This window comes from Rathayibacter sp. YIM 133350, assembly GCF_037404875.1.
GTDB lineage: Bacteria > Actinomycetota > Actinomycetes > Actinomycetales > Microbacteriaceae > Orlajensenia.
In genome coordinates, this window is sequence record NZ_JBBELO010000038.1 from 19,191 (window position 1) to 32,076 (window position 12,886).

The following is a 12,886-nucleotide window of genomic DNA, read 5'->3' on the forward strand; positions in this document are numbered from 1 at the left end:
GGGCCCGGCCGGAACGAAGCCCGGCCCTCCGTCGAGAGGCGACCTAGTGGAAGCTGGTCACGTAGACCGGTGTCGTTGCAGTGCCCTGCGCGACGCCGCCGACGTTGTTGATCACGTGCGAGATCGATCCATTGCCTCCGAGCGAGACGGTGAGCAGGTCGTGGAACCTGACGCCGGATGCGCCCTCCGGCACCTCGAACGCCCGAGTCGCGTTGACCGTGGGGTCGACGTTGAAGAAGCAGTAACTGCCCACTCCCCACGCCTCATGGCTCGTGACGGTGTCGGCGACCTTGTAGGCCGCATATCCGTTGGTGGCCGAGTTGCTCTTCCACGCCGCCTGATTGGGCACGTCGTAGGGCATCTCGTTCTGGAAGAAGATGGTCTTTCCTCCCTGGCCGTTCCAGAGCACCTCGTACTTCTGGTAGTGCTCGACGAACAGGCCGGTCGCGAGCACGTTGTCGCCGTTGACGATGAGTCCGGTGTCCGCCGTGTTGGTGTTCCAGCCGATGCCGGCACCGTGGTCGGCGCGCCAGGCCCAGATGTGATCGATGAGCGTGTTCGCGCTGTTGACGATGAGGCTCGTTGTGGCCTTGCCGACGGTCGCGCCCCCGATGCGGAAGTAGACGTCCTGGATCGACACGGGGTCGCCGGAGTGGCTCGTCGCGTTTCCTTGCGTCCCGACCGTGAGAAGGGCCGGCGAGTTGACCGTTCCGGCGTCGAACAGGATGCCCTTGATGCGCACGCCGTCGACATCCGCCACCGACATGCCGTTGACCCCGTTGTCGGGGATGAGGGTGGGCAGCCCGATGCCGAGCACCACGGTGTCGGCCTTCGTCACCTTGAGCGTCTCGCTGAGGTGGTAGACGCCCGGGGTGAAGAACAGGTTGAGCCCCTGCGCGAGTGCCTGGTTGAGCGTCGCGGTCGAGTCACTCGGCTTGGCCACGTAGAAGGTGCTCATCGGAAGAGACGTACCCGGCGTCGCACCGGCCGCCCAGCTCGCCCCGCTCGCGTTCGTGCGCGTGGACGGCAGGAACACGCGGTACTTCCCCGAGCCGTCCAGGTAGAGGTAAGGAACGTCTCGGGAGACCGGAGTGGTCGCGAGCGTGGTCATCGGCGGGTTCGGGAAGCTCTGCGCCGGGGCGCCGCTCACCCCCGAGAACACCATGTTCCAGACCGATCCCGACCAGGCCCCGAGGTTCGAGTCCTTCGTGTACCACTGCTGCTGCGATGCGGACGACGCCGTGCCGTCGACCTTCGTGTCGGAGATGTAGCCGCCGGATGCCCATCCGTAGCTCGCCGGGAACAGGTCGAGGTTGCCCTTGACGTGGATGCGCCGGAACGGGGCCGCCTGCGAGACAGCCCAGCGCTGGTTGCCTCCGACGGGCACGACCGAGAGGTTCTCGGCTGAGCGCCAGAAGTTCTGCGTGGCGTTGCCGGTGCCGTCGAAGGCGTCCACCGTCACGGCTCCGTTGATGGTGACGTCGTCGGGGTTCTGACCGAGGCCCGCGATGGAGGTGTTGTAGCCGATGTTCGCGTAGATGCCGCTGTAGCTGCCCGGCTTGAACAGCAGCGCGTTGCGTTCAGGCCCGAACTGGTTGACCTTCTGCGTGTTGAAGACACTGTCGAGCTTCGCCTGGATCGTCGCAGCGGACTGGCTCGGATCGAAGATCGCCACGTTCGCCCCGAAGTCAGGCGTGTCGCTCGTGGGAAGCGGGGTACCCGTTCCGGGATTGCCCGTTCCTCCTCCGCTCGTGCCGTTCACCAAGAGCTCCCAGATCGAGTAGCCGTAGCCGGTTCCGCGGGCCGTTCCGTACACCCGCAGGTAGCGGCCGCTTCCGGTGACCGTGTAGGTCTGGGTTCCCCCGGCGCCCGTGGTGGTGGAGTAGATGGAACTCCAGTCGGTGCCGTTCGGCGAGGTCTGGATCTGGAACGCCTTGCCGTAGGCGGCTTCCCACGCGATCGTCACGGTGCAGATGGCCTGGCTGGTGCCGAGGTCGACCTGCAGCCACTGCGGGTCTGCCGCGGCGCTAGACCAGCGTGTGTTCGCGTTGCCGTCGACGGCGGCGGATGCGGGGGTGCCGCCGTTCTCCGTGCTCGACGCGGTGGCCGTCTTGTTGAGAGCCGCGTTGGTGGTGCCGCAGGTTCCGCCTCCGGTGCCGCCGCCTGAACCGCCCGCCGTGCCGAAGACCTGGAACTCCCAGAGCGAGTAGCCGTAGCCCGTCGCGCGCTGCGTGCCGTACATCCGCACGTAGCGTCCGGTGCCGTTCACCGACAGGGTCTGGGTCCCGCCGGTGCCCGAGGTCGTCGAGTAGATCGACGTCCAGGAGGCACCATCGGCCGAGGTCTGAATCTGGAAGCTCTTGCCGTAGGCGCCCTCCCAGGTGAGCACGACCTGGCTGATGGTGGATGCGGCCCCCAGGTCGACCTGGAGCCATTGCGGGTCGGAGAAGGCGCTGGACCAGCGCGTGCCGGCGTTGCCGTCAACCGCGGCGGATGCGGGAGTGCCCGCTCCTTCGGACGATGAGGCCGTCGCCGTCTTGCCTTGGGAGAGCAGCGCATCGGCAGCGTGAGCGGGTGCGGCCGCGACGAGGGACGTGCCCGTCAGAGCGAGAGCCGCAGCGACAAGGGCGACCATCCCCCTCTGCAAGAGACGTGGGGCGGCGCGGCCGCCAGGAGACGTGCGGACACGGGAGTTGAGGTTCATCGGCTGACCTATCGACGTTGGCAAGTGGAGCGCGGACACGTCGCGCGAACCGGTCGATACGGCCGACGTCGTCGATGACGTGTTTGATGACGACTTAGAACATAGCGTTAATAAAGTCCCCCAACAAGGGGGATCCGCGGTCAGGATCGTGCCTGATTCCCGGCCCCGGGCAGGGCGGAGAGTCCCTCTTCGCTGGGCAGTGAAGTGTTCCGTCAGGCCTCGACGTTCAGCCTGCGCCTCGGCGCCACCGTCTCGGCGGACGCACCTCCCGATCGGAGGAAGGCCGCCACGGGAAGCGTGGCGGCTCCCATGGCCACGGCATCCGTTCCCAGTTGCGCGAGCACCAGTTGCAGGCGGGCCATCGGTCGAACGAGCGCGTTGGCGGCGACCTCGGAGCGCAGCCGTTCGAGGGACGACGCGCCGATGACGTGACCCACCCAACCGCCGATGACGATGCGATCAGGGGTGAAGAGGTTGACGAGATTGCCGAGACCGACGCCGAGGTAGCGGTAGAACTCGTCGATGACCTGCGCGGCGTGCTCGTCCGTCGGCCCTGCCGCGAGGATGGCGACCAGCCGCTCCTCGACCTCCCGGGGGTCGACGGCCTGGCGACGACCGCTGAGTTCGTCGTACCGGGCGACGACCGCATCGGCGCCGGCGTAGGCCTCGAGGCAGCCGAGCGCGCCGCAGACGCAGCGCCGCCCTCCGGCGACCACGGTCGTATGACCGAACTCGGCGGGCAGCGATGCCGCACCGCCGTATCGGCCGGCCCGCGAGATGATGCTCGCCCCGACCCCCGCACCGAGCAGCACGATGATCGAGTTCGAGCCGCCGCGCGCCGCTCCGAACCAGCGCTCGGCCTGGCCGAGTGTGTTCGCCCCGTTGTCGACCGTGAGGGAAAGGGAGGTGCGCTCGCGCAACATCCGCTCGATGGCCACGGTTCCCCATCCGATGCTCTGGTCGAAGACGACGGCCTCACCGTCGGCACCGTGCTCCACCAGCCCCGGAACACCGACGCCGACCCCGAGGATCTGTTCCTCGGTGCGGCCCGACTGGGAGAGGACCGCCTCGATTCCCTCGACCACCTGGTCGACCACCTCGGCGGGATCGAGCCGGCTGTGGCTCGTGACGGAGTGGTGGGAGGCGAGCACCCTCATGCGCAGGTCGAAGAGCTCGACCATGATCGCCGTCTCACCCACGTCGACGCCGATGACGTTGGCGTAGCCCGGGTTGATGTGGAAGACGCCCCGCGGTCGGCCGCCGTTGGAATCCTCGACCCCCACCTCGGCGACCGCACCCTGCCTGAGCAACTGACCCATGACGTTGCTCACCGTCGCAACGCTCACGCCGATGGAGGTGGCGAGTTGCTGATAGGTGAGCGGGCCGTGCAGGTAGAGCTCCCACAGGGTGCGTGACTGGTTGCTGCGACGCAGGTCACGCACAGTGGTGGTGTGCGTTTCGGCCATGACTTCCGCGTTTCTTTCGGGTATGCAGACGTGATGCCATCGTAGGCGGTGGTCGCCCAGCTGAGGGGCGGGCTTCACCTGGGCAACAGAGGGGGATCCCTGCCGCACCAGCGGAGGAGCGGGACGGCGAAGTCCCGGCGATTAAGGGCGCACCGCCACCCGAACGGCTGTGGCCGCGGCGGCCGCGCCGAGCGCAGCATCCACACTCGTCAGCGAGTAGCCCTCACTGACGAGGTCGCCGAACGGATGCCGGCGCCATGCGGATGAGAGGTAGGCGGCGGCGCGCACGAGTTGGTCGGCGGTGTAGTCCCGCACGCCGCGCACCGTGATCGAGGCGCTGACGAGACTCTCGGGGTCGACGCAGAGCTGGCCGCCCGGTGAGACGCTGCCGAGCAGCACGACGATGCCGCCGACCCCGACCGATGACAGGCAGGCTCGCACACCCGACTCGGCGCCCGACGCCTCGATCGCGACGAGCGCGTCGGGGTCGGGACCGGCAGCGCCGATGGCCTCGCGCAGGCGCGCCTGGGAACGGCGCGAATCGAGCGCGGCGACCGCTCCGAATTGCAGGGCGAGTTCGCGGCGCTGCTCGTCGGGCTCGACCACGATGACGTGCGCGCCGGCGTCGGAGGCCAGCGCCGTGAGGGTGAGGCCGAGCATGCCGGCGCCGGTGATGAGGACCGTCACGTCATTCAGCGGAAGGTGGGCCGACGCCGCCTCGATGGCCGCGACCGCGGTCGCCGTGGCGCACGAGACCGGCGCAAGCACGGCCGCCGGCACCGAGCCGTCGACGGGCACGATCGCCGTCCCGGCCCGCAGATGCACGTGGGTCGCGAATCCGCCGGAGAGTTCCCAACCACGGTGCACGCGCTCGTGGCCGTATTTCGCGAGCGAACGGCAGGCCTGGGTCAGCCCGCGCACACATCGATCGCAGGCGCCGCAACTGACGGTGACCGACCAGATCACCCGGTCGCCCACCAGCAGTGGCGAGCCGTCGGCTCGACGGGCATCCTCCCCCACCGCGACGATGCGACCGACCTGCTCGTGGCCGAGTACGAGGGGCGTCGTCGCGGAACGCTCCCCTCGCACGGTGTGCACGTCACTGCCGCAGATCGTCGCCAGTTCCACTTCGGCGAGCGCCTCGCCCGCCGAGAGCCGCACGCCGGGCACGGCCACCTGGGCGTGGGCGGCGCCGGGCGCATTCCAGACCATGGCCACCGCCGCCGGCCGCAGCAGAACGTCGCGCTCGCCGACGCGAGCAAGGGTGTGCACGGCTACTCGTCGCCGGCGGAATCGAGCGGCTCGAAGATGTCGCCGATATCGCGGTCACGCCAGTGCTCGATCGCCTCATCGAGCGCGTCGACAAAGCCGACCCCCATGATCTCTCCTGATCCTGCCGCGAGCACCGCCGTACCGGAGCACACCAGCGACGCTAGCCGCGCAGACCCAACGCCATGCAAGCACCCGGTGACCGCACGGTGAACGGATGCGGCCGCCGCGACACCACAGGCCGCGGCTCAGTCGACGGCCCGCTGGATCAGTGCCAGCAGCGCCTGTCCGTACGCCTCCGCCGGTTCCGGGTGCTCGAAGCTGCGCTGGACGCCGTCGAGCGCGATCGTGACCTCGAAGCTGTCGCTGAGGCGCCGCAGCATGCGGAACGAGCCGCGCAGCATCTCGCGCAACTGGTCTTCCCGAGGCAGCCACACCGCATCCCCGAGCGAGACCGAGTCGAGCGCCCACTCGGTCGTGCCGTTGAAGCCGAGCACCGTGCCGGTCGGGAATTCGTGGGCCTGGATCGTCATCTCGCTGACGGTGAAGATGTCGTCGTCGAGGTCGAGCGTCTCGAGCTGGAAGCGATCACCCGACTCGGGTCGCCACACCAATCCGGCCGCACGCAGGTCGGCGGCCAGTTCCCGGGAGATCATTCCCCTATTAAGCGGTGCGAGGGGCGCTCATGGCTAGCCCGTTGACGCCGCAATGGAGCCGCCCGAACGATGTCGCCCTAACGATGTCGCTCCGTGGCTGACGAGCACGAGGACCGCGCGGGACTCACAATGCGTGCCCGGCGCTCGAGAGGATGCGTTCACTCTCGGCCCACACCCGCTGCGCGATGCGGGGATCAGTGGAGGTGCGCGTGGGCCGCTGCAGCACAGGGGCGCCCTTCGTCACGAACCTCGGGCCCCAGTACTGCCCGTTGCGGGCTCCCGGATCCACCGCGCCACGCACGATGGGCCACGCGCCCCGGTGCTTTCCCTGTGCCCAGAGAGCCTGGAGCCCGTCCGCGAACCGGGTGCCGCGCGATGGCTCGTTGATGCCGGCGATGCGCGGCGTGAGGCCGCTGATCGAGTAGCCGGGGTGCACCACGATCGACGACGTCACGCTCGAGGACGCCGCGAGCCGTCGGGCGAGCTCGAAGCCGAAGACCTGCATGGCGACCTTGGATTGGGCGTAGGCGCGATTGCGCTCGTAGCTGCGCTCGGACTGAAGGTCGGTCAGGTCGGAGTCGAGCAACCGGGTGACGAACGAGCCGAGCAGGAGCACACGGGATCCCTCCGTGCGTTCGAGCGCGGGCAGCATCCGGTTGACGAGCAGGAAGTGGCCCACGTAGTTCGTGGCCATGACGAGTTCGATGCCGTCGACGCTGCGCTGCGGATCGCGCGGCGTGTGGATCATGCCCGCATTGGCGATCAGGCCGTCGATGCGGAACTCGGAGAGCTGCTGCGCCGCCTGCTCCACGGAGTCCAGGTCGGCGGTGTCGAGCTTGACGGCACTGAGGCGCGCGTGCGGAATGCCCGAGCGGATGGTGCGCGCCGCGAGATCGGCCTTCTGCAGGTCGCGGCAGGCGAGGATGACGCGGGCGCCCGCCCCGCTGAGCTGGGCGGCGGTGAAGAAGCCCAGGCCGGCGTTGCCTCCGGTGACGATGAAGGTCTTGCCGCCTTGGTCGGGCAGGTTCTCGGGTTGCCAGTTCACGCGCTCGCCGCGCCCGCGATCTGCTCATGGTGGTGGATGACCTCAGCCACCACGAAGTTGAACCACTTCTCGGCGAAGGCGGGATCGAGCCGCGCGTCTTCGGCCAGCGCCCGCAGCCGCGCGATCTGCCGCTTCTCGCGGTCGGGGTCGGCGGCAGGCAGGCCGTGCGTGGCCTTCAGGCGCCCGACGGTCTGCGTGAACTTGAACCGCTCGGCCAGCAGGTGGATGAGGGCGGCATCGATGTTGTCGATCGACTGGCGGATGCCATCGAGCTCGGCGAGCACCTGGGGGTCGGGCGTCTGGTGGGCCATGTCTCGACCCTAATACGCGTCGAACCCGCCTTCGCGCCGCGCGCCGACGCCTCAGCGGGCTCCCGGGCCGACCGGCGCGGCGAGCTTCCGCGGCATCCGTCGAGAGGTGAGATGCAGGCGCTTCTGGGCGAGCAGGATGCCGACGAGCACGAGCAGCGCGCCGAGCGGTTCGTGCCACGAGAAGGTCTCGTGCAGCACGATGACCCCGAGCACGACGCCGACGACGGGTGTCACGTACGTCACGGTCGAGGCGTTCGTCGGCCCCCATGCGCGCAGCACGTTGATGTTCCAGATGTAGGCGAGCCCCGTGCCGAGCGTGCCGAGGGCGAGCAGGCTGAGCACGATCGGCACGGTCAACCGCACGGGCTGCGTCGCGACGAACGGCGTGAGGACGAGCATGATGGCCCCGGCGAGGCTGATGTTGAGGAACGCGAAGGTCGCGGGCGCGATCGGGCGGGGGCTGAGGTACTTACGCGTGTAACCGAACGTGAATCCGTAGCAAGTGGCCGAGCCGAGGCAGGCGAGCTGGCCCCACAGGTCGCCGGTGAGGGCCGCGTACCCCCAGGGCCCGATGATGACCACCACGCCGACGATGCCCACGATGACACCGAGCACCTGGTCGCGCAGCAACTTCTCGACCCGGAATACCGCCGTCACCATGATGGCCGTCGTGATGGGAGTGACCGCGTTGTAGATGGAGGCGAGGCTCGATGAGACGTACTGCTCGGCCCACGCGAACAGCGAGTGCGGAATGACGCAGCCGGTGACGGCGATCACGGCGAAGTGCACCCAGACCACGGGCTCGCGAGGCAGCACCGGACCGCCCGCGACGCGAGGGCGGATGATCGCAACGATGATGCCGAGCGTGATGCCGCCGAGCACCAGTCGCGACCAGGCGATCTGCGCGAACGTGACACCGTCGAGCGCGACCTTCATGAAGAGGAAGCTCGAGCCCCAGATCACTCCCATCGCGAGGAACTGGAGCCAGGTGGAGAGGGCGGGTCGCGTGGTCACGGCCTCACGCTACGCGCCTGCAGCGGAGCCCGATGCCCACCGGGAACGCGCTGTCCGGATTCCGCCGAACGCTGGCCGTTTTCGGATGCGCGACCACGTCGACCGCCAGGCGACTCACGCCTTCGGCTCGGACAGGACCACCGCATCCGGGAAGCCGGCCAGGCGTTCCTGCAACCCCGCACGAACCTCCGGCCATTCGTCGGCGAGCACCGAGTAGACCGCGGTGTCGCGCCAGCTGCCGTCGGCCCGCGGTTGTGCCCGTCGCATGACGCCCTCGAACGTGGCGCCGAGCTTCGTGATCGCTGCCCGGGAACGCGCGTTCGCGGCATCCGCCTGGATCTTGACGCGCCCGAACCCGCTGTCGAAGAGCCGACCGAGCAGCAGCAGCTTCGCCTCGGGGTTGACCGCGGTGCCCCAGACCCGGGGGTCGTAGGCGGTCCAGCCGATGTGGGCGGCCTCGTTGGCCAGTTCGATGTCGGCGATGCTGCTCGTGCCCACGAGGAGCCCGTCGTTCGGACCGCCCGCGAGGCGGATCGCGTACGGGGCGGCGTCGTCGCGGTCGAACCGGTAGTAGCCCAGCGCCCAGGCGGCGAACTCGTCGGGATCGGTGCGCAGGCCGGCGGAACCGCCGCCGTAGCCTCCGGCGAACACCTCAGGCCGGGCGATGGCGGCGTGCAACTCCGGCAGCAATTCGCGGGTGAGTGGTTCGAGCCGGATGAAGCGTCCGACGAGGGGCGTCGTCGGCGGGAGCTGAGCGGTCACCTCACCAGCATGGCATCCAGGGCTGGCCGCGCTTGACCGGCGGGCGGTAGCGTGAGCCCTGCCGACAAGAACGAAGGAGAACCACGATGGCTGGACTGGATGACGTGACGAAGAAGGCCGAGGAGTTCCTCAAGGACGACAAGGTCAAGAAGGCGCTGAGCAGCGAGCAGGCCGAAGACGTGAGCGACAAGGTTCTCGGCGCGGTGGCGGATGCCGCGAGCAAGGTGACCGGCGGAAAGTTCGACGAGCAGATCAAGAACGCGCGCGACGCCGCTGACAAGAAGGTCGGCAACGACTGAGCCTCACCCGTCTGGGCGAAGCCTGATCTACTCACTAACTTGCACAATGATGTGCAAGTTAGGTCTATACTGGAGGCATGAGTGAGTCCTCCCTTCGACGCAGTGACGCGGAGCGCAACCGCGGGGCCCTGCTGGATGCCGCCGCACGGCTGCTCGTGACGGATCCCGATGCATCGCTCGAGGCGATCGCCCGGGAGGCCGGGCTTTCGCGCCGCGCCGTCTACGGCCATTACGCCAACCGCGATGAGCTCGTCGTGGCCGCCATCGAACGCGGCGCCCGGCGCCTGATCGGCGTCGGCGACGGCATCGAGCTCTCCGATCCCCCCGTTGCCCTCGCGACCCTCGGCGCGCGGCTCTGGGATGCGGTCGAGCACGTGCGCGTGATCGCCAGTTTCACCCTGCGCGGGCCGCACGTGCGCCGCGTGGGCCAGGTGCTCGCGCCGCTTCGCGAGGTCGTCGCCCGCATCCTGGAGGCCGGGGTCGCGGATGGGTCGCTGCGCGCCGACGTGCCCGTTCCCGTGCTCGCGCACCTCGTCGAGCAGTCCGCGATCGCGGTGCTCACCGAGGCGACCGAGAACGACCTGAGCCGTGAAGAGGGGCATCGCCTCGTCATGCTGATGGCGCTCTCGACGGCCGGCCTGTCGGCGCAGGCCGCCGGCTCATTGATCGACGCGACACCGTCGTTGCGTACACCCACCGTGTCCGGAGGGGAAGACGCATGAAGATCGAACTGAACTCCGTCGCCAAGGGCCGCCGCGACAGCGCGCTGCCCCCCACGACCCTGAACTACGAGTCCGGCTCGGTGACGCTGGCCACCGCCGAGACCGAGCAGCGCCCAACCGTGCTCGGGCTCATCGCCTCGGGCCGCATGCGTCCGGATGCGGGTGCCGTGCTCATCGACGGCCGAGCCGATGCGGCCGACCTGCGCTCCCGAGTCGCGCTCGTCGATGCCCCCATCGTGAGCGACCCGGCGGCCGACGTGACGGTGGCGGGCGTGACCATGGAAGAGCTGATGTTCGCCGGCCTGCCCGGAACGCCTCGGGATGCTCGACGCACCCTCGAGCAGCTCGGCCTGCTCGACTCGGCGCGCACCGTGATGTCGGACCTCGCTCCGGCGGAGCGCATCCGTCTGCTCACCGAGCTCGCCATCCTGCGGGAGGGCGTCGAGGGCATCGTGCTCGTCGCCCCCGACCGCCACGGCGGGCATCCCCGCGAGTGGTGGGGCACCGCGGAGAACCTCGCGGCCCGCGGCTTCGCCGTTCTGGTGATCGCCGGCGCGGCATCTGCGGATGCCATCGCGTCGCACCTGCACGCGAGCCAGGAGGTGGCGGCGTGAAGGTACCGCAGATGATCGCGGCCGAGCTGCGGCGGCTCACCTCGACGCGCATGTCGATCATCGCGCTGCTCGCTCTGGTGTGCGTGCCCGTGATCTACGGCGGGCTCTACCTCTGGGCCAATCGCGACCCGTACGGCAACCTCGACCAGGTGCCCGCTGCCATCGTGGTCGCAGACCAGGGCGATGAGAACCGCATCGTCGGCCACGACGTCGCAGAAAACCTGATCGACGACGGCACCTTCGACTGGCACCTCGTGAGCGCGAGCTCCGCCGCGACAGGCCTCGAGGACGGCCGCTACGACTTCAGCATCACCTTCCCCTCCGACTTCACCGAAGCCCTGGATTCCGCCTCGGGCGACGACCCTCGCCAGGCGACGGTCGCCTTCGCGACCAACGACGCCAACAACTACCTCGCCACCACCATCGGCAAGCAGGCGGTGGCGACGATCCAGGCGCAGATCGCGAAGGAGGTCGGCCACGAAGCAGCCATCACCTTCCTGAACGGACTCGACGAGATCCGCGGCAAGCTCGGCGACGCCGCCGATGGCGCCTCGAGGCTGAGGGATGCGGCCGGCCAGGCCACTGACGGCGCCCGTGCACTGCAGTCGGGAGCCTCGGCGCTCGCCGACGGAACGTCGACCCTCGCCTCCGGCTCGGCGCAGCTGGCCGACGGGGCCGGCTCGGCTGCCGATGGCGCGGCTGCGGCCGCGGATGCGGCCCACAAGCTCGCGGACGGGTCGGCGCAGGTCGCCGCCGGCAACCGCCAATTGGCCGACAAGGCCGATGCGGTGGGCACGACGGTCGCGGATGCCGCGGCGCTCATCCCGCAGGCGCGAGCCGACCTGCAGCAGCGCCTCGCCGACCAGGGACTCGATGACGCCGCGATCGCGCAGGCGCTCACCGCCTTCGACACGGCCACCGGCCGTCTCTCGCAGGGGGCCGCACAGCTGCAGACGGTCGTGGGCCAGGTCGATGACCTCGCCGCGGGCAGTCGGCAGGTCGCCGACGGCGCCGGGCAGCTCGCGACGGGCACGCAGACGCTCGCCGACGGCGCCCGCCAGGTGGCCGACGGAAGTCGTTCCCTGGCCGACGGCGCAGCCACGGCATCCGACGGCGCAGCACGGCTGCGCGATGGCAGCGGCACCCTCGCCGACGGCCTTGGCCAACTGCAGAGCGGCGCCGGCACGCTGAGCGACGCGCTCGCGAACGGCCAGGCGTCCATTCCAGCGACCACCGCCGACAGTCGGGAGAAGCAGGCGGATGCGATCGCCGACCCGGTGCGAGTCAAGACCGATGCGGTGACCGCAGCCGGCAACTACGGCGCGGGTCTGGCACCCTTCTTCGCCGCACTCGCGGGCTGGATCGGCATCTACGCCCTGTTCCTCATCGTGAAGCCGGTCTCCCGTCGCGCCATGACCGCCGTGCACTCTCCCGTGCGGGTCACGCTCGCCGGCTGGCTGACCCCCACTCTCCTCGGCGCGATCCAGATGTCGGCGCTGTACGTCATCCTGTCGTGGAGCCTCGGATTCACGGTCGTGAACCCGGCGGGGATGCTCGGGATCATGCTGCTCGCATCGGCCACGTACACCGCCATCGTGCTCGCGCTGAACGTGTGGCTCGGCAGCGTCGGCCAGTTCCTCGGGCTCGTCCTCATGGTGCTGCAACTCGTGACGGCGGGCGGGACGTTCCCCTGGCAGACGCTGCCGGCGCCGCTCGCAGCGCTGCACCACGTGCTGCCGATGGGCTATGTCGTCGACGCCCTCCGGCAGGCGATGTACGGCGGCAACCTCGGCTCGGCGCTGGCAGACGTGGGCGTTCTGCTCATCTGGCTCGCAGGCGCCTTCGCGGTCGCGGCCATCGGGGTGACCCGGATGACGCACTTCCGTACCCTGCGCGACCTGCAGCCGAGCCTGATCGGGTGAGGCACCCGCGATGCCTGTTCCCTGAGGCTGTCGAAGGGAGAGGGTGTCAGATTCTCTGTGTAAGAGCTGGCGGGTCGGTCTGAAGGGATTCAAGACTGATGT

At 69.3% G+C, this 12,886-nt stretch carries 12 protein-coding genes; 4 read left to right on the top strand and 8 right to left on the bottom strand.

What is annotated here, in order from left to right:
• Positions 1 to 43: 43 nt before the first annotated feature.
• The 8 genes from WDJ51_RS14350 to WDJ51_RS14385 all read right to left on the bottom strand — a co-directional run bounded on the left by WDJ51_RS14350 (position 44) and on the right by WDJ51_RS14385 (position 9,227).
• Positions 44 to 2,635 (bottom strand): discoidin domain-containing protein, encoded by a 2,592-nt coding sequence (locus tag WDJ51_RS14350; RefSeq protein ID WP_337853157.1) that lies wholly within the window; start codon positions 2,633 to 2,635, stop codon positions 44 to 46.
• Between the two features lie 281 nt (positions 2,636 to 2,916).
• Entirely contained in the window at positions 2,917 to 4,170 is a 1,254-nt protein-coding gene (locus WDJ51_RS14355) for an ROK family transcriptional regulator (RefSeq protein ID WP_337853158.1), read from the bottom strand.
• A 141-nt stretch (positions 4,171 to 4,311) separates the two neighbouring features.
• Complete coding sequence (locus WDJ51_RS14360) at positions 4,312 to 5,442, bottom strand: alcohol dehydrogenase catalytic domain-containing protein (RefSeq protein ID WP_337853159.1); 1,131 nt, start codon at positions 5,440 to 5,442, stop codon at positions 4,312 to 4,314.
• A 245-nt stretch (positions 5,443 to 5,687) separates the two neighbouring features.
• Positions 5,688 to 6,095, bottom strand: coding sequence for a pilus assembly protein CpaE (locus WDJ51_RS14365; RefSeq protein ID WP_337853160.1), 408 nt, complete (start codon positions 6,093 to 6,095; stop codon positions 5,688 to 5,690).
• A gap of 124 nt (positions 6,096 to 6,219) precedes the next feature.
• Complete coding sequence (locus WDJ51_RS14370) at positions 6,220 to 7,140, bottom strand: SDR family NAD(P)-dependent oxidoreductase (protein ID WP_337853161.1); 921 nt, start codon at positions 7,138 to 7,140, stop codon at positions 6,220 to 6,222.
• Entirely contained in the window at positions 7,137 to 7,451 is a 315-nt protein-coding gene (locus WDJ51_RS14375) for a chorismate mutase (RefSeq protein WP_337853162.1), read from the bottom strand. Before WDJ51_RS14375 ends, WDJ51_RS14370 begins: the two co-directional genes overlap by 4 nt.
• Positions 7,452 to 7,502: 51 nt before the next feature.
• The gene (locus WDJ51_RS14380; RefSeq protein ID WP_337853163.1) at positions 7,503 to 8,465 is read right to left on the bottom strand and encodes a DMT family transporter; all 963 of its coding nucleotides are present in this window, start codon (positions 8,463 to 8,465) and stop codon (positions 7,503 to 7,505) included.
• A gap of 114 nt (positions 8,466 to 8,579) precedes the next feature.
• Positions 8,580 to 9,227, bottom strand: a complete 648-nt coding sequence (locus WDJ51_RS14385; protein WP_337853164.1) for a GNAT family N-acetyltransferase — start codon at positions 9,225 to 9,227, stop codon at positions 8,580 to 8,582.
• Between the two features lie 86 nt (positions 9,228 to 9,313).
• Between WDJ51_RS14385 and WDJ51_RS14390 the strand changes: the two genes are divergently transcribed.
• The 4 genes from WDJ51_RS14390 to WDJ51_RS14405 all read left to right on the top strand — a co-directional run bounded on the left by WDJ51_RS14390 (position 9,314) and on the right by WDJ51_RS14405 (position 12,784).
• A complete protein-coding gene (locus WDJ51_RS14390; RefSeq protein ID WP_337853165.1) occupies positions 9,314 to 9,526 on the top strand; it encodes an Rv0909 family putative TA system antitoxin in 213 nt (70 codons plus the stop codon).
• A 77-nt stretch (positions 9,527 to 9,603) separates the two neighbouring features.
• Positions 9,604 to 10,248 carry a TetR/AcrR family transcriptional regulator gene (locus WDJ51_RS14395; RefSeq protein WP_337853166.1) on the top strand — a complete coding sequence of 215 codons (645 nt, stop codon included), beginning with the start codon at positions 9,604 to 9,606 and terminating at the stop codon, positions 10,246 to 10,248.
• Complete coding sequence (locus WDJ51_RS14400) at positions 10,245 to 10,862, top strand: hypothetical protein (RefSeq protein WP_337853167.1); 618 nt, start codon at positions 10,245 to 10,247, stop codon at positions 10,860 to 10,862. The genes WDJ51_RS14395 and WDJ51_RS14400 overlap by 4 nt, the downstream gene beginning before the upstream one ends.
• A complete protein-coding gene (locus WDJ51_RS14405; protein WP_337853168.1) occupies positions 10,859 to 12,784 on the top strand; it encodes a YhgE/Pip domain-containing protein in 1,926 nt (641 codons plus the stop codon). Before WDJ51_RS14400 ends, WDJ51_RS14405 begins: the two co-directional genes overlap by 4 nt.
• Positions 12,785 to 12,886 lie beyond the last annotated feature (102 nt).

What these genes read in the sequence shown, in the direction of transcription:
- WDJ51_RS14375 (WP_337853162.1), bottom strand. Translation starts at nt 7,451, where the DNA reads ATGGCCCACCAGACGCCCGACCCCCAGGTGCTCGCCGAGCTCGATGGC.
- WDJ51_RS14365 (WP_337853160.1), bottom strand. Translation starts at nt 6,095, where the DNA reads ATGATCTCCCGGGAACTGGCCGCCGACCTGCGTGCGGCCGGATTGGTG.
- WDJ51_RS14390 (WP_337853165.1), top strand. Translation starts at nt 9,314, where the DNA reads ATGGCTGGACTGGATGACGTGACGAAGAAGGCCGAGGAGTTCCTCAAG.
- WDJ51_RS14355 (WP_337853158.1), bottom strand. Translation starts at nt 4,170, where the DNA reads ATGGCCGAAACGCACACCACCACTGTGCGTGACCTGCGTCGCAGCAAC.
- WDJ51_RS14395 (WP_337853166.1), top strand. Translation starts at nt 9,604, where the DNA reads ATGAGTGAGTCCTCCCTTCGACGCAGTGACGCGGAGCGCAACCGCGGG.
- WDJ51_RS14400 (WP_337853167.1), top strand. Translation starts at nt 10,245, where the DNA reads ATGAAGATCGAACTGAACTCCGTCGCCAAGGGCCGCCGCGACAGCGCG.
- WDJ51_RS14350 (WP_337853157.1), bottom strand. Translation starts at nt 2,635, where the DNA reads ATGGTCGCCCTTGTCGCTGCGGCTCTCGCTCTGACGGGCACGTCCCTC.